Genomic DNA, 23,540 nt, shown 5'->3' on the forward strand with positions numbered 1-23,540 from the left:
ATTCATAAAAAAATCCCGATTTAAAATCGGGATTTTTTATGCTTTATAGTTTCAACATTTATAGACTTTCATCTATAATATCCTGAACACATTCTGGATTTAATAAGGTACTTGTATCTCCTAAATTGCTAATATCTTTACTTGCAATTTTTCTTAAAATACGACGCATAATTTTACCTGATCTTGTTTTTGGTAATCCGTCTGTAAACTGAATTTTATCCAATTTAGCGATTGGTCCAATACGATCTGTTATTAATTGATTAATCTCTTTTCTTAAGTTATTCTGATCTCTAGACTCTCCAGTTTCTTTTAATGTAACATATCCGTACAATGCATTTCCTTTAACATCGTGAGGGAATCCTACTATCGCAGATTCTGCAACTGCTGGATGTTCGTTAACTGCATCCTCAATAGGTGCTGTTCCTAAGTTATGTCCTGAAACAATAATAACATCATCTACACGACCGGTAATTCTGTAATACCCAACTTCGTCTCGCAACGCGCCATCTCCGGTAAAATACATATTGTCGTAAGCCGAGAAATACGTGTCCTTATAACGTTCATGATTTCCCCAAATGGTTCGTGCAATTGCTGGCCAAGGGAATTTAATACACAAACGACCATCCACTTGGTTGCCTTTAATGACTTCTCCATTTTCATCCATTAATGCAGGTTGAATTCCTGGAAATGGTAATGTCGCATAAGTTGGTTTTGTAGGTGTTACAAACGGAATTGGCGTAATCATGATTCCTCCTGTTTCAGTTTGCCACCAGGTATCGACGATTGGACTTTTATGTTTTCCTATATTATCGTTATACCAGTGCCAAGCTTCTTCATTTATAGGTTCTCCTACAGACCCTAGCACTTTTAAAGATGATAAATCTCTATCATTTACAAATGAAATATTTTGTTTTGCCAATGCTCTAATCGCGGTTGGCGCGGTATAAAACTGATTAACCTTATGCTTTTCTACAATTTCCCAAAAACGTCCGAAATCTGGATACTGAGGAACACCTTCAAACATAACCGTAGTTGCACCGTTTGCTAACGGTCCATATACAATATAACTGTGACCGGTAATCCATCCAATATCTGCGGTACACCAATACACATCGCCATCCTGATATTGAAAAACATTCTTAAAGGTATAAGCCGTATAGACCATATAACCACCAGTGGTATGCACCATTCCTTTTGGTTTCCCTGTAGAACCGGAAGTATATAAAATAAATAACGGATCTTCCGCATTCATAATTTCTGGTTCGCAAATAGGAGACGCTTTATCTAATAACGGTTGTAACCATACGTCGCGACCTTCTTTCATATTAATTTCCGAACCGATTCTATTTACAACCAATACGTTTTCTACCGACGGACAAGATTCTAATCCATCGTCTACAATACCTTTTAAATCGATGCTTTTAGCCCCACGGTACGATCCGTCGGACGTGATAACCATTTTACATTCACTATCATTTATTCTAGAAGATAATGCCTTCGAAGAAAACCCTGCAAAAACCACAGAGTGAATCGCTCCTATTCTTGCGCATGCTAATAATGAAATCGCTAATTCAGGAATCATCGGTAAATAGATACATACTCTATCTCCTTTTTTAATTCCTTTATCTATCATCACGTTTGCCATTTGACACACACGATCGTGAAGTTGTTGATATGAAATATGTTCAGCCTCATCTTCAGGATTATTAGGCTCGAAAATAATGGCTGTTTTATCGCCTTTAGTGCGTAGATGGCGATCGATACAGTTTTCAGTAATATTTAATTGAGCACCTTCAAACCATTTAATTTCAGGTTTTTTAAAATCCCAAGTCAGCACCTTATCCCAACGTTTACGCCACATGAAATGTTCTTCTGCTACTTCTTCCCAAAAATTTTCAGGCTCTCGAACCGATTTCCTATATACTTGATAATATTCTTCTAAATGCTTTATGTGATAATTGCTCATTAAATACTATGGTTTTTAAAAGTTAATTTGATGTTGTGATAACACTCTTCTAAAATATAAAAATTTAACGCAATATGTAAACTTTTTCTATGGATTACTTAAAATTAACTATCGATTGTTAAAATATCCCTATAAGTAAGGTATTTATACAGAAATAAAACATCTTCTTTCTCCCCCTTTATGAAACACGAATTAAAGTGGTTTTACGCCGTATATTGATAACTTTTACAAAAGTGAAGAACGATCTAATATATTAGATCTAGGTAAAAGGTACTTAAATTGAAAAACCGGGTTTCGATTAGGGGCATTAAATATTCGCCCAATATCTATATAAAGGTTTAGTTGTATATGGGAAGATCGAAATTGATAATATTAGATCACGTCCGCGATCGATTATGTGTTGGTTCTAAAAGTTAATCTTCAGAAACAGGTTCTGGTTTTTTGTTTTTTGAAGCCAATTCGTCTGTTAAGAAAGGTAAACTTACGTGTAATGCGATATAGCTACTTTTATTTTTACCCGCTTCGAAGTTGTTCTTTAAAACATCTGTAAAACCTTGATAATATCTTAGATTAAAAATAATTCCTTTTCCTTCATGTCCTGATCTTAAAAAATACCCAACATTGGCAATGACACCATAATCTGTTTTATTAACAAAATCGGTTATTTTTTGAGTAAGTTCGCCTTCCGTTCCTTCGTAAGTGCCTTTAGCTTTACCTAAAAAAGAGACCTGCGGACTTAAACCAAACCTAAAATTAGAATCAGTTAATTGATATGAAAATAACACATGAAGATCGGTATAACTGATCACCGTTTTCGCCCTTGTATTCATGTAAAGGCTATTTAAATATTCGTCGTTAGAGTGTAAATCTGTATTATTTAACTGAAATGTCCTTTTCGATAAAAAATAAACGGTAGGACTTACGTACCAATTTTCAGACAGTTTAAGGTTTCCTGCAATTCCGAAATTCACACCATTTTTCATTTTTAAGTCATCTACATTAGAAAAACTGCTGAAAGGCACACCAATTTCCATACTCAGATTAAATTTTTCTGATGCCACTTTATCCCCAAAAATCATGGCAACAATAGCTGCTTGAGCATTGGAAAGCTGAGATATACTGAATACTAAAACAAAAAGAAAAGTTGTATATTTTTTCATATTAGATTTACTTAATTAAATGTTAAAATTAATATAAAATTTTAAATGTTGTAGCAACATCTTCATCTTTTATTTTAAAAATAATTTTTAATACTTAGTTATCTTCTAAAAAATATATTGTATTTGCCCTTCTTTTTAAGGAAAAAGAGTCCTAAAAAGGCATTTTAAATCTCATTATAATTTAGCTGCATTAAACTAGAATACACTTTTAATATGTTAAATAGAAAAGCCTCAAGTACACACTTGAGGCTTTTTATTATATAAATAATTATTTCTAATTAGGACTTCATAAACGCAAGTATGTCAGATTCATCAAGCTTTGGATTTGCACCTTCGTGACTCGCCACTAAAGCCCCTACAGCACAGGCATAATCTATGGCCTCTTGCGGTGGGGTATCTTTAAGCAGTTTAGTAATTAAAGAACCTAAAAACGAATCCCCTGCTCCAACAGTATCTACTACTTTTACTTTGTATCCTTCGTTGTAGTAAAAGGTTTTGTCTTGGTAATATATGGCACCTTGAGATCCCTTGGTTACACAAATAGATTTGGTATTGGTCTCTTTTGCTATGAACAATATATTATCTTCTAAAGATGTCGATTCGAAACCTAATGATTTTGAAATTTCAAATATCTCATCGTCATTAAATTTTAAGAAATCTGCCACGCTCATAAGGTGACTCAATACTTCGGTAGTATAATGAGGCGCTCTTAAATTGGTATCTAATATTTTATATTTTGCAACTTCTAAAAGTGCATATAAGGTTGCACGAGATGTTAAATCTCGAGCTACTAAACTTCCAAATATAAAAGCATCAGCTTGTTTTGTTTTTTCAATGGCAGATTCTGTAAGCTGAATATTATCCCAAGCACGATTAGAATTAATGGTGTAAGACGCAGAACCAGTGTCATCTAAAACAACATCTACAGCTCCAGTTTCAAGTGCACTATCTATTTGAACATTTTCAGAATTCACGCCATGTGCTTTAATAAAATCGGCAATCTCCTCACCTTTAGCATCATTGCCTATTCTAGTAACTATAGACACTTTATTACCAAAAGACTGCAATCTTAAAGCAACGTTTAAAGGTGCTCCACCAATTTTTTTATGCGTGGGAAACACATCCCATAATACCTCGCCAAAACAAACTATATTTTTCATTTAACCGTGTTTTAAAGCTGATTTATTCCATGAAATGACACTATGTTCGATACCGTTTTCTGAAATGGCTTTATAGGCCTTGGTAAAAGCATTCACAAACGTTTCAGAGGTTTTCAATTTTCCGAAGATAGATTCCAATTCTAAAAATACTGCTGGATTATCTTTAGCCAAAAGTGCCTGTTTAGCTAGCGCATCGTGCATCACATCTTTTATAATTAAGTCCTGTTGATTTTCGTCTTTTCCTAAACTATAAATCGCCCAGGCCGCAACTACTAATGCTGCAAAGTCTACATGTTTATCATGCGTTAATTGAGCGTTTACAGTTGGCAACACAAATATTGGAAACTTAGCAGAACTCTCTGAACAGATTCGATCTATTTGGTCTTTCATATAAATATTACCAAATCTATGCAATAACGTTTCTTTATATTTATCCAAATCTACGCCATCTAAATCGGATAAAGTTGGCGTCACCTCCAGATCCATATACAATTTTAAAAAGGCTCTAATATCTTTATTATGAACGGCTTCATCAATCGTTGAACACCCTCTTAAAGCTCCCAAAACACCCAACACAGTATGTCCTGCATTAAGCAGCGTTAACTTCATTTTCTCAAACGGATCCACATCTTCAACAAATCGTGCCCCTACAGTTTCCCAGGCTGGTCTTCCTGCTTTAAATTCGTCTTCAATAACCCATTGATGGAACGGTTCGCAAACTACTGGCCAAGCATCATCAATTCCTGTCGACGCATTTAAATTTGAAATATCTACAGGCGATGTTGCCGGCGTAATACGATCGACCATACTATTTGGAAACGACACATTAGCTTCGATCCAAGGCATTAATTCAGGCTCGGCTTTTTCAACATAACTCATTAACATGCGTTTTGCTAAATCTCCGTTACCTTTTATGTTATCGCAAGACTGAATCGTAACCGCCAAATCATTTTGCTGACGATGTTTTAATGCTTGTGTTAAATATCCGAATATCGTTTTAGGTGCATATGTATGCTCTAAATCGTATTGAATTTGAGGATTATCGAAATCGAATGCTTCTGTAGCTTCATTATAATTATATCCGCCTTCGGTAATGGTTAACGTTATAATTTTAATGTCTGGACTTGCCATTTTTTCGATAACCTGCATTGGATTTTCGGGAGCATACAAACACTCTACGATAGAACCAATAACACGTCTAGTTAAGGTACCATCTAACTCTTTTATAACGAGTGTGTATAATCCGTCTTGTTCTTTAAGCGTATTATATATTTTTGTATCGAAATCTAATAATGCTACACCACAAATTCCCCAGTCTTTATTCCCGGAATCATGCAGTAACTGATCTGTATAAAACGCTTCATGAGCTCTGTGAAATCCACCAATGCCCACATGTACAATACCTGCCTTAACTTTTGAACGATCGTAAGTTGGACATGATATATTTTTGGCAACTTCTGCCAAATTCTTCTGATTAAGTTTAATTAAATGCTCCACGATATTATATGTTTTTATTTTTTTCTCGTTTTAATTTCCAATATGCAGTTACAAAATAGATTACTGTACACACAAATGCATAACGATAAAATACATCTCTGTTTTCAATATAAATAGATTCATTAGCACTACCAAATAATACAATACAAGCTAATACTAATGTAACGATAAGTGAAACGATGGAAACACCTGTTAATACTTTTGAAAATACAGAATGATCTTTTACTCTTATTGTTTCGTGCGTTGCTTTTTCGTCTTGATATAATTCAATATTGTGTTGTCTTTCTTTTTCCTCTAATTCTTCTTCTGGATACGAATCTTTAGCCCCGTATTGCCCAGCTAAAACCGTATATATAATGATTGTATAAATCCAAGTTGGGATAAATAAATAATAAAACGGCATAATATCTATTACGTTTAGTCCGAAACCGAATATTAAACCTAATCCCCAAGACACAATTGCAGGTGTACTAAAAGTTAATTTTTTATAATGTGCCCAATATCGTGTGTAACCAATTTTTGGAAATATTTGATGTTCTGCAAACACAATCCCTCCTACTGGAACAACTAATAAGCCAGCATAAGTTAATAATGGTAATATCTGACTAAACACAAACGGGAAACAGGCAACAATCATAGTCACTATACCAACAACTACTGTGGTTTTTTTTCTTGAATGACTTTTAAACACGGCCTGAGCCGCTAAACCTGCTCTGTATAAATTAGCTACAGCTGTGGTCCAACCTGCTACAATAACAATAACAAATCCAGACCATCCTAAAGCGTAATATGCGACATCTCCTGGATCGAGAGCGACAATAGGTTTCCCTATAATTACAGCTGCTCCTGCTCCCATAATTCCGGCAGCAATCCATGCGATATAATGTCCGAACATCATCCCTGTACTCGTTGTTAAACCGTATGATTTCTTTTTAGCAAATCGTAATAATGCCATATCTATTAAACCAAAATGCGTAATGGTATTGGCAGCCCATGCAAAACCAATAACTTCTACTAACCCGATGCCTGTTTCACCCTCACTATTAACTCCGGTCCAAATAGAATGGTCTCCTAAAGTTATAAAATCGTTCCAACTTGCAGGAATTGTTTGACCTAAATCTACAAGAGATAACGCTGGAAGCAATACAAATGCACCACTAATAAACATAACAAATAACCAAGGTGCACAGATTCCAGAAAACTCCGTCACGGCTTTAAACCCATAAATAGCGATAGAAACGACTACGAGTCCTACACATAAAACTATAATAACAAACCATAGATTTGTAGGATACCAATCGAGTTGTGCGGGAATATCAAAAGCGAAACGCACAGCCGTTGCAGAAACGGTAATCATTGCCGCAGAAATTACAGTAAAAATAATAACGTTTGCCCAATTGTAGAGCTTAGTCATAGAATCTCCTGCAATTTTATTTAAATAAGTATATAAGCTTAAACGAGTTTCTACTGCTATTGGAGACGTAATTAACGTCCAACTAAGTACAGCTAAAATATTACCAATTAATAACCCTAATAAAATATCTTTAGTTGTCGCTCCCAAAGCTACGAAGGTCGCACCGATTACAAATTCTGTTGCCGCCACATGTTCGGCAGCATATAAACCAGCAAAGTGTGTCCAATCATGCAGTTTATGTTTAGACACTGGTAATTGCTCTTCGTCTATAGACTCGAACTCTTGAAAATTTTTAGTTGCTTTCATATGCAGTTAGGATTATAGTTTGTTATTAAATCATGTTGTAAAATTCAATAAAACTTAGTTTCATTTGGTTCAAATCATACAAACGTCATTTTTACGTTTTTAATTATTTTTCAAAGTTATTCAAAAAATCGACATGACAAAATAAAACTCTAAAATATTCTATATTAACTTATTTATATTCTAGATTGATATTTGTTTGCGATTTATTGCTAAAATAACAGCTCATACAATATAATGTATTTTTAACGTTTATTAATATATTATCAATAAATTTATTACATTCGTTTTATAATTACTATTTATGGAATCTCAGAAAATAAAAAACATCTCTGTAGACTGTGTTGTTTTTGGCTATAATACCACCGAAAAAACGCTTAATGTCTTATTAATAAAACGTTATTTAGAATCTGCAACTGATTCTAAAATATTAGTCAACGATTATGTCTTAACCGGATATCATGTTAATGAAGATGAAACGTTAGACGATACAGCTACAAGGGCACTTAAAGAATTAACAGGTTTGAGTGGCTTATATAAAAAACAATTCAAGGCTTTTGGTAATCCAAATCGTTTATTGGATAAAAAAGATCAGCTTTGGATTAAAAATGAAGATTTTAATAGCAGAACCATTACCGTCGCTTACTATTTTTTAATAAAAACGGAAGCTATCAATCTTAATGAAAATAAATACAATGCAAAATGGTTTCCAGTAAACTCATTACCAGAATTAGGTTTTGATCACGAAAGTATCATTTTAGAAGCTTACGAGGATTTAAAAATTAAGTGCCTTTCGGAGCCTATCATTTTTGAATTGCTTCCAAATAAATTCACAATTAATGATGTTCAAGATTTATATGAATCTATTTTAGGAATTGAAATTGACAACCGTAATTTTAGAAGAAAATTAATTAATAAAAAATACATTATCCCTTTAGATGAAAAGCAAGTTGGCGTGTCTAAAAAACCAGCACAACTTTATATGTTTAGCAAGGACGTTTATGAGAAAATGTTTAAAAAGAATTACTTAATTAGTATTTAAACACCTCTAAATATTACCATTATATAGTAGAAAAAACACAGCCGATTGAAAAAATGAAGTTGTATTTTTCTACTATTTTTTGTTTCTAATCTATATTAAAACGTTTGTGCTGTCTATAATAGTAACCCCTACCAAAGTGTTACTAAAGTAAAAAACGAAACGTTAGGTATATATTCAGAAACTTATCTTTATCTAAAGATCCGCCCGTTCTGAATTAGAAATACCGTTATTTTATCACCTATTATAAGTTCAAAAAACACTAAATAATAGCTTTCTCTCCAACGCAAAAAAAGAAATGACCAACCTAATTTATTTTAGATAAATTAAAAATTGAAACTATATTTACGGTATTAATAGGATTACAAATAATATGCAGTTCTAAATTCTATAGATGTACTAATAAATTTATAGCCTCATTAGAACCAGCAAATCCCTTTCATTTAAAAAAGTAAACCAAGCATTGGAACACCCATTTTACAAAAAACCTAAAACAGAGCAAAAACGCATTCAAGGACTGCTTATTACTGCGGCTTTAGTGGTGCTATTATTATCTATCTTTATTTCGTATAGGACTGGAGTAATTATAATCGGGATACTGACGTTTTCAATACTACTTTCAATTCTTGCTCCTTTTTTAGACGTACCCGCGATGAAAGCAAGTGGGAAACTTAAATATCATGCGCCGCTATTCTTATCTGAAGCTCCAAAAGACGGCATAGTTACTATACATGGTGGTACATTATTCGATTACGTATTTGTAATCAATAAGAAATTAAACAGTCAACAGCGTACCCATTTTATTCTTCAAAATCACATACAAGGTCTTTTACACCTCATAGAAACAGCAAAACATCAGGATCCTAATCTAAAGATTAGAGGCACAAGCTATATTATTAACGCAAGGACAGCGAATAAGTTAGGGTTTCGGGTTCAAAAATTAGATTTTATACAAACTGTAATTCTAAGATTCAATTATTTCAATCTGTTAATATCTCATTCTATTGCAAAAAATAAGTTATCTTTTCCTTCATTAAAAAACACAAGAACTTTTGAAACGACTTTACAAGAATTAACCGCTCGTAAATCGTACATGGAATTATTAAACCAAAAATTAGAACACGTAAACTAAACAAACTAAAATTATGAAGCATTTATTTTTTCTCGTATTAATATCTTTAAGTTTTACAGTTAAAGGGCAAAGTATTATTGGACAATGGGAAACCTACGATGATAAAACCAATGAAAAGAAAGCATTAATTGAAATTTACAAGACCGATGATGTCTATTTTGCAAAAATAGTGAATAAGTATATCGGAGAAAAAAACTCTGTTTGCACGGCATGTGAGGGCGACAAAAAAGATAAACCAATGATTGGATTGGTAATTATTGAAGACATAAAAAAAGACGGCAAAGAATATAACGATGGTACAATCTTAGACCCTGAGTCTGGTGATGTCTATAGTTGTTACTTAAAATTAGTCGATGACAACAAACTAAAAGTAAGAGGTTATATGGGCGTTGCACTTCTTGGAAGAACGCAATATTGGATTAGAAAACAATAAAATAGTCCTTAAAATTTTCTAAAAACGAAACGGGTGATTAAATAGTATTTAATCACCCGTTTTTATTAAAACACTGTATCTAATATACTTTCACTTAGTAGTACACTTCTAAAACTACTGCATTTTCAGACTTTAAGTCAATTCTATTTATTGAAGCTGGTAAAAACAAGGTCTCCCCTTTTACCAAATGATAATCTATGCCTTGCCATTGCAATTCTAGTTCACCTTCGACACATATATAAATAACAAAGGAATCTAAGCTTGAATAATCTTTCTCGATCGTCCCGTTAATTGATAAGATATTCGTCTTAAAATATGGAGAATGTACTAAAGTGTTCGTTTCATTTTCTAAAACTTTATAGTCCGTTTTATAACTATCCTGAACACTGTAATCTATTACGTCTACTGCTAAATCCGTATGTAATTCACGAGTCTTTCCTGTTGTTGCATCCACACGTTCGTAATCATAAATACGGTATGTAATATCTGATGTTTGTTGTATTTCTGCTAATAAAACCCCAGAACCAATTGCATGAATACGTCCTGTTGGAATGTAATAGGTATCACCTTTAGAGACAGTATCGTTATTTAAAACATCTAAAATTTTTCCAGAATCTAAAGCTTCTACGTAAGATGCTTTATCTACTTTCTGATTGAAACCTACAATAAGTTCAGCATCTTTTTCAGCTTCCATAACGTACCACATTTCGTTTTTACCAAACGAATCGTGTCTTTCCTTAGCGATCTCATTACTAGGATGTACCTGTATTGACAAAGGCGTCTTGGCATCTATAAACTTAATTAATAACGGAAATTCTGTCCCGAATAATTTATATACATTCTCACCAACAATATCTGCTTTAAATTCTTGAGTTAATTCTTCTAATGTTTTACCTTCTAAAACACCAGCACTAACTACTGTTTTATCTCCTTTTACATCAGAAATTTCCCAAGATTCTCCAATACTTTCCTCCTGATAATCTTTGTGTAATACTGTTTTTAATTTTTCTCCTCCCCAAATTCTATATTTATATAGAGGTGTGAATTTTAATGGATATAATGACATTTTTTTATTTTTTGAAATGAAAAAGGTTCCAAAACCTAAATTTTGAAACCTCTTTCTATTTATTTAATTCTTATTAATTAAAAGAAACTTCTAAAGGCGAATTTACTTTCTCTGAAAACTCTTGTATGTGTTTCTCCCACAAAGCTTTAGTTGGATATTGTTTAGACTCCTTCCAAGCAAAACCGGCGTAATATACTACTTTATTATTATTTACCTTAAGTTGGCTATATAAATTACTACGATCTTTTGCATTAGTTACGTAATAATCTGAGGCCACCATATCGTCTTTTTTAGCAACTATAGCGGTTCCTAATTCTGAGTCGAAATATTCAGATTCCCAATACGCAATCCATCCTTGCTCTACGTTTTCGGTGATAGTACCTTTATTATCGTGTAGCGTTAAACCAATAGATAATTCGTCTGTTCCTTCTACTTCAATTTCAAATCTTGAAAAATTACTACCGTAATCTAAAGAAATGTGTTTCTCCTCAGAAATCGTATTTCCATCAGCATCCCAATCGGCATAGCTTAAAACAAAGCTTGTTCTAATTGGTCCAGTTGTAATCGTTTTATAGTCTGTAAAATTCTTAGAAATATAATACGATGTATCTATTTTTACAGCAGAACCTCCTGCCCCACGACTAGATCCCACGTGAAAATTATCTAAACCTTCACCATAATCGATATGATATTCCCCTGCTTTAATAGCATTTCTAGCATACCATTTATTAATAATTGGGTATTCTACTTTTTTAAGCCATAAATCAATTCCACTCGACAATGTACCTCCAGGCACACTATCTTCAATCATTTTTTGAGCGACAGGACCGTAAGTTCTAAATGCAACTTTATTGTTCTCCCAAGTGTAATCGTCTGTACGTTCAGGAACAAATCGCGAATAGCAATATGCAGTGGTATCCTTTTTAACAGAAGGATCTGCTATAACTAAACTATATTGCTTTTCTGATTTTGGAGCGACTTCAGGCTGAAACAACAACACATCTACCGTTCCATCGAGATCTTCATCTACAAACTGAGACGTCAATATGGCTTTTGTTGACATATCTTGAACACTAAAATCCTCAAAGCGTTCACCTTCATTTAATGTCACATCGTCTTTTGAAATTTCTACAGTTTCAAAACTACGTGTTAATTCTAAAGTATTCTTTACAGTAATTATTGTACTATCCTTTTCCTTAGAATCACAACTTGTGAATATTGATGCTAAAGCTATACAAGAATATAATATCCCATTTTTCATATTAATCTTCGTTTGAAGGTTTTCCAATTGTAGCTAAAATTCCACCATCAACATATACTACATGTCCGTTAACAAAATTACTAGCTTTTGATGATAAAAATACAGCAGCTCCTTGTAAATCTTCTGGATCTCCCCATCTTGCAGCTGGTGTTCTGCTAATAATAAAGTCGTTAAATGGATGACCATCTACACGAATTGGTGCTGTTTGTGAGGTTGCAAAATATCCTGGTCCAATACCATTGGTTTGAATATTAAACTTCGCCCATTCCGTAGCCATGTTTTTAGTCAACATTTTTAAACCACCTTTTGCAGCAGCATAAGCACTTACAGAATCACGTCCTAATTCACTCATCATTGAGCAAATATTAATGATTTTTCCTCCACCTCGTGCAATCATACCTTTAACAACAGTTTTAGACACAATAAATGGAGAAATTAAATCAACATTAATTACTGCAGTAAAATCCTTAACTTCCATATCAATCATTGGGATTCTTTTAATAATTCCCGCATTATTGATTAAGATATCAATAGGACCAACTTCTGTTTCTATTTGTTTTACAGCAGCAATAACTTGAGCTTCGTCCGTTACATTAAACACATAACCATGTGCTTCAATTCCATCCGCTTTATATTCTTTTAAAGCATTATCTATCGCGTCTTGCGATAAATCGTTTACTACAATTGTAGCTCCGGCGTTTGCTAAACCTTTCGCCATAGCCATACCTAATCCGTGAACAGCTCCTGTAATTAGTGCTGTTTTTCCTGTTAAATCAAATAAATTTACTGACATCTTATTACTTTATATAATTATCTTAATTCAGTTATTTTTGCTACATCCATATCGTTGTAATCTAAATTCTCTCCTGCCATTCCCCAAATAAATGTGTAGTTTGACGTTCCTGAACCAGAGTGAATAGACCATGGTGGAGAAATTACTGCTTGATCATTCTGCATCCAAATGTGACGTGTTTCAGTAGGTTCTCCCATAAAATGACAAACTGCTTGATCCTGAGGAATATCTAAATAGTAATACACTTCCATTCTACGATCATGAACGTGAGCTGGCATCGTATTCCAAACACTTCCTGTTTTTAACTCTGTCATTCCCATTTGTAACTGGCAAGTTGTAACAATACCACCAATAATCATCTGGTTTACAGTACGGTGATTTGCAGTTTCTAAAGATCCTAATTCAAGTTTATTAGCTTCGGCCTTACTTACTTTTTTTGTTGGAAAGTTAACATGTGCAGGTGCTGAGTTTAAATAAAATTTTGCTGGATTACTAGCATCATTACTAGCAAAAACAACCTCTTTATTACCCATTCCAACATACAAGGCGTCTTTTAAGCCCATCTCATATTTAGTACCATCTACAGTTACAGATCCACTTCCTCCAACATTAATAATTCCCAATTCTCTACGTTCTAAGAACGATTCTGCTTTTAAAGGATCGATAGTTTCTAACGTTAAAGCACTAGAAGTAGGTACTGCAGATCCTGCGATATAACGATCGTAGTGTGTATACGTTAAGTTTACTTTTCCTTCTTGCATTAAGTTATCAATTAGAAATTCGTCTCTTAATTCTTGAGTGTCATATTTCTTTACTGTTTGCGGACTTGATGCATAACGGGTTTCATAGCTTGTACTCATTCTTTTATGTTTTTAATTATTATAATTTGTTTCGTTTCTTATTTAATATTGAATGTAAATTAATCCAATTGGTAGACTTTAAAATTATCTACAGTCATATGATTTTTTACAGTTCTTAATCCAAAATATCCATTGGTATATGGTGCATTATCTTCAAAATCCACCAACAATACATCGTTTCTATAATATTGAATTATTCCATTATATGCCACTAATTTAATAGTGTAAGGCGTATTTCCTTCTAACATATATTTTTTATCACTTAAATCGTTTTCAGGAAGTAACGGACGCCCGCCATCTCCAGTATAGCGTCTAAAGCGTGTGGTTTTATTATCGTTACCACCTACGCCCATATAGTACAGTTTTAAACTATCGTAGTTTGAAAACTTACCACCACGTGCATCCGAATTAGCAAATAAATTAGTTGGATTTTCAGGATCGTTTGCCATCCAAAAACAATTTAAATCTGATACCCGATCATTTGGTCCACCATCTTGAATAAGAAACACATCGTATTCAATCATTATCGGACCTTCAAACTTCTGGTCTAACCAAACCGTACAACCACCAACATCGTCTATTTCTAATTTACTGGCTTTATTTTCTACCGTACCGCCTTCTACTTGCTCAACTTTCCAAGCATCTAAACCTGAATCGAAATTATCTTCGTAAATTAAAGTAGCATTTACTGTTTTATCCTGTATAGTAATGGTTTTTTCTGCTTTACTACACGAATTAAAAAACACTAAAGTAAGCGTCAGAATTCCTATGGTTTGTATTGATTTATTAGTTTTAAAAATTTTCATATTAAACCTTCTAATTAATTTCTTTTATTAAAACAACACTCCAAGGTGTAATCTCTTGATTGATTTTTAACACCCCATTTTTATCGGCTTTTGCGTGATCCATTTTCATGGTGTTTGCATAGACTTTCATCATTTTAATTTGCTCACGAGTTGGTGGTTCTGGTTTCCCCATAGCTTCCCAATGGTTGTGAATATTACCATGATCCTTATCCAATATTTCAATTTCGAAATTTGCTCCTGCTTTTAAACCTGTTAACGTAAAATCTAATTTTTTAGATGTCCCTTTTTCTCTTTTATCAGAGCCTGCTGGCACAGCATTTTCATACTCTTTTGGATAGTTATAAGCTAGTGCTACTATTTTTCCATCGGAAGATTTTTTACTTACGAATAAATAGTCATCGTTATAAATTTTCTGATCTCCTAATTGATGAAGCATACGATATGCATGGTAAGATGGCTTTACAAGACCTTGATAGTTAATCATTCCGAAACCACCATGAAAGATACTTGCAGCACCTCCTTTTTCTTCAAAAATATCTGTAAACGTCCAAAACGCTAGCGAATTTGTTAATCCGATACAATCTAAATTAGATTTTACAATATAAGCTGCAGAAGGCAACCTATCGTGCATTGCATCTCTACTACTCGGACTCGTATTCCATTCTGTTAAATGAATTTCCGCATTAGGAAACGCACTTTTTGAAATCGTTTCGTTTAACCATTCTAGATCTAATTTTAAAGAATTCACGTAACGTGTAAGACCTCTTCCTTTTCCTGTTTCAGGATTAAAAGCATAATCTGTTGGGTATGGATGCGTACTTACAAAATCTACAGGAAGGTTTTCTTTTTCACAATACTCAAGAAAATCTTCAATCCACACACCTTTCCAATCTAGGGCATTAATATCGTCTGCAGCAAATACGGCTTCAGACACCTTATCGTTAGTTACTTCTCCTGCAAAACGCTCGTCTGGCACAAAGTTACTTGTAGAAGGTCCTCCCACTTTTAAACGTTTGTCTACAGATTTTACTGCAATAGCAGATTGCTTATACATTTCAAAATATTGTGATTTTGTACCATCCCAAAACAATGGGTATAAATTAGGTTCGTTCCACACTTCGAAATACCATGTTAATACTTCTTCGATACCATAACGATCTACACAATGTTGTGTAAAAGCTTCAACTAAATCGTGCCATTTTCCAAACGTATCGTCTGCTGGAGTAATATTCGCTTTCCACCAAAATACCGTCTTAGAATCTTTGGCAGCCATACTTGTTGGTAAAAACGCTAATTCTACAAATGGTTTAACATTCATATCTAAAAGCCTGTCAAAAACATCGTCTATGTATTGCCAATTATAAACTGTTTTTCCTTTTTCTATAATTATAGGGAACATATCGTCATGAAACAAACCATGAAAACGCACATATTCGAAACCACAATTTTCTTGCACTTGTTCCATTTGCTCTAGCCAACCTGCTCTTAAAGCTTCATTAGCACGACCAGCTCCAACCATTTTACTCCAATAATGATCAAACGCTTCTCCAGACTGATTAACGTCGACTTTAATATTTTGGGCTTGACCAAACATCGTGACACTTAACGCCAAACCAAAAAATATTTTTTTAAATGAATTCATAATGTATTTAAGTTCGTTTTTATCAATTGCAACTGAATTTTATTTTTAACCTTGATCAGAAATCAGATGATTTTAGGATCAGTTGATTTTAATCGCAATTTCACAAAAAATACTTTTATAGCATATAAACCATCATTCATAGCTGATAACTTATGGTCCATTTTACTAAAAACAAGGGTTTATAGTCACTACCAAGGAAAATATCATAGTATTCAGCGTAAATCTAGAAGGCTTTAATGACCATAAATATCGTCATTTCAAACAAATTATCCATTAATTATTCTAAGAAAAAAACTTATAATTTGAGCCATTTACACTCTTAAATATTGATTTCAGAAACACCTTATAAATCTATTTTCAACAAAAAAAGGCGAAAAGAATTATGTTCTTTTCGCCCTTTTTAAAAGTCTATTGTTAATAAATTTTAAACCAAAATTAGTTATTAAATATAACTGTATTAATAGATGTTGGTTGCACCTCTACACCCACCATTTGATTTCCTACTTTAAGATTTATTGTTTTTATGACGTCTTCTTTATTGTTTAATAACACCATGACACGACCATCTTTTAATTGAAATGCCAAGTGGTTTTTACCTTCTGAAGATTTTAATACAAAATCGCCAGGTTGTACAAAATGAGATAAATGTTTAAACAAGTAAAATTCGTCTGTGTAAGTAATCTTTTTTGATGTTTTATCGATAACGACCATCGAGTTTTGAGGCCAGCCCCAAGCACTCGCACCGGTTTCATCCAGTATCATATTCCAATACATATACGAACCTGCGCCATTATTTGTATAATGAACCAAATCGTTCCAAGAACGCTCTACAGATGTCCAGTCATTTTCATGCTCGCCACATTTGTTTTCGGTTTGCATCAGTTTTAAATTTGGAAATTCCTTATGTATCGTTGGAATCGCTTTAGCTCCTCCCCATTGAAATCCTACACCATCAATATATTTAGCCGTGTCTTTATAATCTAAAACCGTTTTTACATAATTAGGATCGCCTGAGTTTACAGTTCCCAACCAAATTTTGGTATCTAATTTATCTGTTTCAAACTGTGGTCCTAAGAAATCGTTTATAAAGTAAGCCATATCTTCTGGTCTCCAAGTACAAGATGGCCAATTAGGCTGAAAAGCAATCTCATTCTGTGGTTGAATAGCAGCCAGCTGAATACCTTCATTTTCATACGCTTTTACAAATTTCGAAAAGTACAAGGCATACGCTTTAAGATAGCGTTCTTGCATTTTAAAGCCTGTCGCATTATTTAACATCTCTCCACCTGAGACTAATTTATTACCATCCGTAGCGTTTTCAAAAGCACCACCTCTCATAGCGTAATGCTCATTAACTTTCATCCAAGCTGGTGGTGACCAAGGTGAAGCCCAAACCTGCAAATCTGGACGAACAGCTAACGCCGCCTTGATATAAGGCATTAAAATATAACGATCGCGATCGATATTAAAATCACGCATTTCGAAATCTTCTGCCACATCATTATGACTGTAATAACTCAATGCATAATCTGAAGCACCTATAGGCATACGACACATCGAGAAATTACTACCTTCTTCAGAAAAGATGGCATTCATTACATCTTGCTGATCTTGCGCTCCTAAACTCTGAAGCGCTTCCCAACCCAATTCATTAAAAGAACCTCCAATACCATCAATTTTCTGTAATTTTTGGTCAGTGTACACCGTTATATCTGCGGTCTCAGTATTATTTTTCTTTAAAAATCGTTTTGCCTCTACCCAACGCTCGGATGACGTGGTGTAAATTAAATCTACTTTTTGAGCTAAAAGCGTGTTACAAGCCAAAACTCCAGCGAGTAACAACACTTGCTTTATAGGTGTTTTGGAACGTTTAATTGTTATCATAATAATCCATTGAATTAGGTTAGTTTTCTGTTGAAAAAGATGCTGTTGGCAATCCTTCTTTATTATATAAATTAGCACCTTCTGGATACCCAGTCCATGCATAACGTACATTAATTGGATTGTCTATAGTTGTATTCCATACCTCTATTTTATCTTTTCCAATAATTTTAGCTTCTGCCGTGTGCCAAGTACCGTCTTTGTCTTCTATTTCGAACCATTTTAGAGGTTCGTTAACAGCTACGGTTTCGTCTAAAAGATGTTTCTTTCCAACCATTAAACCAGATCCCTCATCGTTAAATGAAACTATTATTTTTTTATTTTTAATGATTTTATTTTTATAGAGAGGGCCATTTGCAACAGCTATTTTTACACCATAATCATTTTTTAACGCTAGTAATGCAAATCGTTTTCCAGCATCTATTTTATTATGCGGATGTATGTCTTTAGCTTCACCTATATCATGTAAAACAGCCATACCCGTATTAGACACTTTTAGTGTTTTACGCAGTTGATCGTTAACTACAGCCCAACCTTGATCTGTTTTTTCATCCCCACGTAAACAGCCTGCTAATTGCGCCCAATAGAATGGAAAATCGCCTTGATTCCAATCTGCTCTCCAGCCCTTAATCATGGCCGTAAAAGCTTGTTCATATTCGTTAGCCATATATACTGCGTTACTTTCGCCTTGGTACCAAATAGCGCCTTTTATAGCATATGGAATTACCGAATTCAACATTCCGTTATACAAAGTAGCAGGCTCTTGCATATTATCCCTTGGACTTTGTTTTGGTTTAGGAGCACGCCCTTGCTCTCCTTTCTCTTTCCAGATGGCCATCTTATTTTGATATACAGTATCTACATATTCTGGAGCATCCATTATTTCGATAGTTTCTTTTATTTCTTTTCTATTATTCTGAAAATATGCTTTTAACGATTCGTCTGCCATGAAGGTTTCTTCAGACATCCAAGGCTGAATACGAGTTCCCCCCCAAGAGCATTCTACTAAACCGATAGGTACATTTAATTCTCTACGCAATTCCTTGGCAAAGAAATATCCTGTAGCTGTTATTTTTTTTACGTCTTCACCTTTAGCACTCACCCACTGTCCTTTAAATTCGGTTTGTTTTTCGTAAAGTGATGTATTTTGAAGTACTTCTATATGACGTAATTGATCGTCGTTTGCATTTGCAACCTCAGCTCTGATGTATTCTACCAAAGGTTGATATTGAGTTTCTCTAGAATCGTTTAGAAATTTCGCCAAAGCAAAGTCCATATTAGATTGTCCTGTACACAACCAAACTTCACCCGATAAAACATCGTCTATTACGATTTTGTTTTTTCCTATGATAGTGATTTGAAATGGTCCACCGGCTTTAGGTGTTTTTAATGATGTTCTCCAAGAACCATCTGCATCTGCAATTGCTGAAGCCTTTTCTCCCCAACTTCCAATAATTTCAATTTTTTCATTGGCATCTGCCCATCCCCAAATTGGCATTTTGGTTTCTCTTTGAATCACCATGTGATCTGTAAACAGTGCATTTAATGTAACATCTGCCAATACCGTTTGTGGTCCTGCGAGAATTAAGAAAATAATGAATTTAAAATAAGAAGACATAGGTTTTAATATTAGTTGTTAGTTCTAACTGCAAGTTGGTAAAAACTTAAAATATTAACTATAACTAATCGCCCATAAGTTATAAACGATGGTTCATTTTTGTTAGACGCCTTCTAAAGAGACTACACACAAAGGTTTTGAAAGTTTTACTGTATTTTAGTTAAAAAAAATAAACGTACTGAAAATAGAAAATTCAAACACGAAAAACGGGTAAGCATAACACCTGTTATACTTACCCGTTTTAAAATTTATATAAAAATTTAAGCTACTCTTTTATAATCTTTTTTGTTGAAATTCTGCCATTGTTATTCACTCTAACAAAATAAATCCCACCATTTAATGAACTTACATCTACGGATTGATTTTCGTTTTCAATCTGCTTTTGGAGTACTAATTTACCAACAACATCATACAACTTTAAATCTGCACCTACACTGTTTGTAATAACAAATGCATGGGCTACTGGATTTGGAAAAATCCCTACTGAAATATTTTCAGTATCTATACTTAAAGACTCATCGTAATATTCTATAACTAATTGAGGCGGTAAATTATCTTCAAATTCTTTACTGTACCAATCTATCCCAATACCACTATTACCTGGATCTTTTATGGCCATAGAAATCACTTTATCGTCATTATACTCTTGCGCTACATAAGAAGATGCATCCCACTCACTCCAAGTAGATGGAATGGTTGTTACTCTAGAGCGTTCATTTTCAAAATTTGGTTTGTTATTCCATGTGATTTCAGATTCTACCCAAGTATCATCTGCTACGTCGTAAACCACACGAATATCCTCGTATTTTGTACGTTGATACATTCTTAATTTTGCAGAGACAATAGGTCCTGGCACGGCACTTAAATCAAATTTTAAATACACATAACGTGCATCTACTTTGGTTACCATACTGGTAACATCTCCATAGTTATTATTTGCATTTCCTTCATGCACATAAGCATCGGCATCTACAATTACATTCATAGTCCCACCAATCTGGCTTACGACACTTAACTCTTGCGAAACTTCTGGCGCAGGATTAAAGGCATCATTTCCTTCTTGAATTGCCGAAATTGTAGTCGTTCCGACACCAACAAGCTGAACTTTACCATCTACAATTGTAGCTACAGACGTATTAGAACTTGTATAACTCACCGCCAAATCTGAACTTGAAGTTGCCATAGGGTCGAAATCTTCACTTCCTAAAACTTTATAAGGCAACGTGAAAAATTGAATCTCTTGATCTTCCTTAACAATACCTGTTTGAGCGATTGTAAAGTTATCTAGTTTAAAAGCTTCTGATGTTCCTCCAAATGAAATTTTCAAACTCTGAACACCTTTATTTAACAAGATATCATCTGCAATTTTAAGAGATACCCAATCTGAATCACCTGTAGAATTTGGTGTTCCAAAAGGTATTATTAAATCTTCAGTTTTATCTTCACCTCCAAAAGTTAATTTGATAGTCCCATCAGCCTGACTTGCTACATAATTTATAGAAAAACTATATAAGCCTGTTTCAGGAACCGAAACAGTGTATGTTAACCATTCGCCCGACTCTATCCCTGTAATGTTAAAATTATCGTCACCCAATTCTTCGATATCAACACCATCAAAAGTTCTGTATGCTCCTGCTGTATTTGCGGCACTTAGATCATGATACACTCTACCTTCTCCATTTTTAATAGGATCGTAATCAAAATTTTCAGCTTCAATAGGATTTGAAATATCATGCATGGCATACATAGGTAAACCTGAAGCATCAAAACCAGCTATTGGATCTCCGTAACATAACATTGGTCTTCTCGCTGTTAAAGCACCCCAACCTAAAGCATCGTTAGTCCAGCCTGCAGCTTCGTAACTCGATAATTCGATGGCTTTATCACGTGCACGCGTAATCCATTTTACGTCATCCTCCGTTTTAAATCCACGTCCGTAATAATGTGCTATTGGCATTTCAAAAACAGGACGAATTCCTGGAAAATCACCTATTCCAACAGGACTAATTGCTTTAGAATACCAACGCCCAGTTCTATCGAATCCTTCTCTAAATTCTCCAGAACTTACAGATGGCACCCATGGTGTTGACTGATCGTCGTATGACTGAATAGCAGACACGTTATACCTCATGTTAAATTCTAAACCAAGTAATAATCTATCATTTGTAAAACTATACAGATCATCGCCTTGACTCCATGCCATTTCTGCCATAGACGTCAATAAACCAATACCGAACATGGTGTGTTGCTGATCGCGCGAGCTTTCTTGACACTGTCCATTATCCCAAATATAATTTGTCATGACTTCGTTATATCCATAGTCTTCAACATCGTAACCTCTTGTAATACTATACGTATCTGCATAATCATCAGATGCTGTTACAGCATTACTCGTATTTGGTCCAGAAGGGTAAGGTAAATCATCTGCACGATGCGGCAGTCCTTGTACATATCGTAAGGCACGATCGTACATAATTTTATTATCTAAAAATATCCCCATAGCTAAGATGGTTCTCCAACCAGATAAACCCTGATTTCCATGACGCACAGGATCTCCCTCATAAGAACTCCAATAAAAAGTGGTATTGTTTCTTATGTCATCTGGAATTGTAGTAGTAGAATATCCAGGATACACTAACATATCTTTAAATGCCTGAACATCGCTTGCGTTCCAACCCGGATACGTGCTATTAATAATTTCTGCAGCTTCAATCATAATGTAGGCTATACCCCCACTTAATGCTTCTGTTCCACCACTAGTTACTGAAGTTAGATTAGACCAAGCTTTAAAAATTTCTACAGCTTTATCGGCATGTCTACTATCGCCTTCTATATACCATCTCAAGGCATTATAGTAGGCCGCACGGATATCGCTATTCCATGCGCCATAATTTACTCCAGAATCTCTCCCTAATTCGGTAAAAGAGGGATCACCTTTTACAACATAATCATAACCAGATTTTGAATCGGTAACCATTTCTTGGTAAGACGTATACCAAGGGTCAACTTGGGCTTCTACCATATCTTTCATTCTGTCTAAATCAGACTTTTTGTGCGTTATTCCCGGATGCACAAATTGGGCTTGCGCAGTATATAATCCTAAAAACAGTAGGACTATTACACTGAGTTTTTTCTTAAATAAAGATGGATTGGTAATGTCCAGTCTAGTAAAATTTTTTCTCATAAAATTAAAAGTTAGGTTGTTAAAAAATAAATGGCTTACATCGCTTGCAAGACATTGTGCTTTAAAAAACACATCGTAGTATTTACAATTCTGCGATGCGTTTTATAAGTATCTCTATGCGTAAATACGTATGATTTAATTCTTTATAAATTTGAAAGTTTTATTCTGAGAACCTTGTAGGTTAATTAGGTACATACCACCCTAGCAGAGACATTGTCTATTGCCGTTTGAATACTTTCTCCGGGTGCGACCGTTTGGTCTGTTGCCCATAAAGTAGTTGATAAAAAAGTTAAGCAGACTAAGAATAGCACCTGCTTAAAGGCGT

Annotated in this window: 17 protein-coding genes; 3 read left to right on the forward strand and 14 right to left on the reverse strand. The window is 34.2% G+C overall.

Annotation, left to right across the window (positions count from 1 at the left end; all coding sequences use genetic code 11):
* Positions 1-58: 58 nt before the first annotated feature.
* The 5 genes from acs to ACFFVB_RS06080 form a co-directional block, all read right to left on the reverse strand.
* Entirely contained in the window at positions 59-1,966 is a 1,908-nt protein-coding gene (gene acs, locus ACFFVB_RS06060; protein WP_382381820.1) for an acetate--CoA ligase, read from the reverse strand.
* 413 nt (positions 1,967-2,379) lie between these two features.
* Entirely contained in the window at positions 2,380-3,126 is a 747-nt protein-coding gene (locus tag ACFFVB_RS06065; RefSeq protein ID WP_382381821.1) for a porin family protein, read from the reverse strand.
* A 278-nt stretch (positions 3,127-3,404) separates the two neighbouring features.
* Positions 3,405-4,286, reverse strand: coding sequence for a carbohydrate kinase family protein (locus ACFFVB_RS06070; RefSeq protein ID WP_382381822.1), 882 nt, complete (start codon positions 4,284-4,286; stop codon positions 3,405-3,407).
* Positions 4,287-5,783, reverse strand: coding sequence for a mannitol dehydrogenase family protein (locus ACFFVB_RS06075; protein WP_382381823.1), 1,497 nt, complete (start codon positions 5,781-5,783; stop codon positions 4,287-4,289).
* 4 nt (positions 5,784-5,787) lie between these two features.
* On the reverse strand, positions 5,788-7,503 hold the full coding sequence (locus ACFFVB_RS06080) for a purine-cytosine permease family protein (protein ID WP_382381824.1): 1,716 nt from the start codon (positions 7,501-7,503) through the stop codon (positions 5,788-5,790).
* A 301-nt stretch (positions 7,504-7,804) separates the two neighbouring features.
* On the opposite strand from ACFFVB_RS06080, the gene ACFFVB_RS06085 reads away from it, so the two are divergent.
* The 3 genes from ACFFVB_RS06085 to ACFFVB_RS06095 all read left to right on the forward strand — a co-directional run bounded on the left by ACFFVB_RS06085 (position 7,805) and on the right by ACFFVB_RS06095 (position 10,104).
* Positions 7,805-8,542, forward strand: a complete 738-nt coding sequence (locus tag ACFFVB_RS06085) for an NUDIX hydrolase (protein ID WP_382381825.1) — start codon at positions 7,805-7,807, stop codon at positions 8,540-8,542.
* Positions 8,543-9,002: 460 nt separating this feature from the next.
* Entirely contained in the window at positions 9,003-9,671 is a 669-nt protein-coding gene (locus ACFFVB_RS06090; RefSeq protein WP_382381826.1) for a hypothetical protein, read from the forward strand.
* A gap of 13 nt (positions 9,672-9,684) precedes the next feature.
* Positions 9,685-10,104, forward strand: coding sequence for a DUF2147 domain-containing protein (locus ACFFVB_RS06095; RefSeq protein ID WP_382381827.1), 420 nt, complete (start codon positions 9,685-9,687; stop codon positions 10,102-10,104).
* A gap of 94 nt (positions 10,105-10,198) precedes the next feature.
* Here ACFFVB_RS06095 and ACFFVB_RS06100 read toward each other — a convergent pair whose 3' ends face one another.
* The 9 genes from ACFFVB_RS06100 to ACFFVB_RS06140 all read right to left on the reverse strand — a co-directional run bounded on the left by ACFFVB_RS06100 (position 10,199) and on the right by ACFFVB_RS06140 (position 23,215).
* Positions 10,199-11,170, reverse strand: a complete 972-nt coding sequence (locus ACFFVB_RS06100; RefSeq protein WP_382381828.1) for a type I phosphomannose isomerase catalytic subunit — start codon at positions 11,168-11,170, stop codon at positions 10,199-10,201.
* A gap of 73 nt (positions 11,171-11,243) precedes the next feature.
* The gene (locus ACFFVB_RS06105) at positions 11,244-12,431 is read right to left on the reverse strand and encodes a BT3233 family polysaccharide utilization protein (RefSeq protein ID WP_382381829.1); all 1,188 of its coding nucleotides are present in this window, start codon (positions 12,429-12,431) and stop codon (positions 11,244-11,246) included.
* 1 nt (position 12,432) lies between these two features.
* Positions 12,433-13,224, reverse strand: a complete 792-nt coding sequence (locus ACFFVB_RS06110) for a gluconate 5-dehydrogenase (RefSeq protein ID WP_382381830.1) — start codon at positions 13,222-13,224, stop codon at positions 12,433-12,435.
* Between the two features lie 17 nt (positions 13,225-13,241).
* Positions 13,242-14,084: a 5-dehydro-4-deoxy-D-glucuronate isomerase gene (kduI, locus tag ACFFVB_RS06115; protein WP_382381831.1), complete on the reverse strand. Its 843-nt coding sequence runs from the start codon at positions 14,082-14,084 to the stop codon at positions 13,242-13,244.
* A gap of 59 nt (positions 14,085-14,143) precedes the next feature.
* Positions 14,144-14,890, reverse strand: a complete 747-nt coding sequence (locus ACFFVB_RS06120; protein ID WP_382381832.1) for a DUF6250 domain-containing protein — start codon at positions 14,888-14,890, stop codon at positions 14,144-14,146.
* Between the two features lie 10 nt (positions 14,891-14,900).
* Positions 14,901-16,532 (reverse strand): GH39 family glycosyl hydrolase, encoded by a 1,632-nt coding sequence (locus ACFFVB_RS06125; protein WP_382381833.1) that lies wholly within the window; start codon positions 16,530-16,532, stop codon positions 14,901-14,903.
* A gap of 435 nt (positions 16,533-16,967) precedes the next feature.
* A complete protein-coding gene (locus tag ACFFVB_RS06130) occupies positions 16,968-18,416 on the reverse strand; it encodes a glycoside hydrolase family 30 protein (RefSeq protein ID WP_382381834.1) in 1,449 nt (482 codons plus the stop codon).
* Positions 18,417-18,435: 19 nt separating this feature from the next.
* Positions 18,436-20,031, reverse strand: coding sequence for a sialate O-acetylesterase (locus ACFFVB_RS06135; RefSeq protein WP_382381835.1), 1,596 nt, complete (start codon positions 20,029-20,031; stop codon positions 18,436-18,438).
* A gap of 265 nt (positions 20,032-20,296) precedes the next feature.
* On the reverse strand, positions 20,297-23,215 hold the full coding sequence (locus ACFFVB_RS06140) for a CBM96 family carbohydrate-binding protein (RefSeq protein ID WP_382381836.1): 2,919 nt from the start codon (positions 23,213-23,215) through the stop codon (positions 20,297-20,299).
* Between the last annotated feature and the right edge of the window lie 325 nt (positions 23,216-23,540).

Origin of the sequence: Formosa undariae (assembly GCF_042427615.1) — a bacterium.
In the GTDB taxonomy this organism is placed as follows: Bacteria; Bacteroidota; Bacteroidia; order Flavobacteriales; family Flavobacteriaceae; genus Formosa; species Formosa undariae.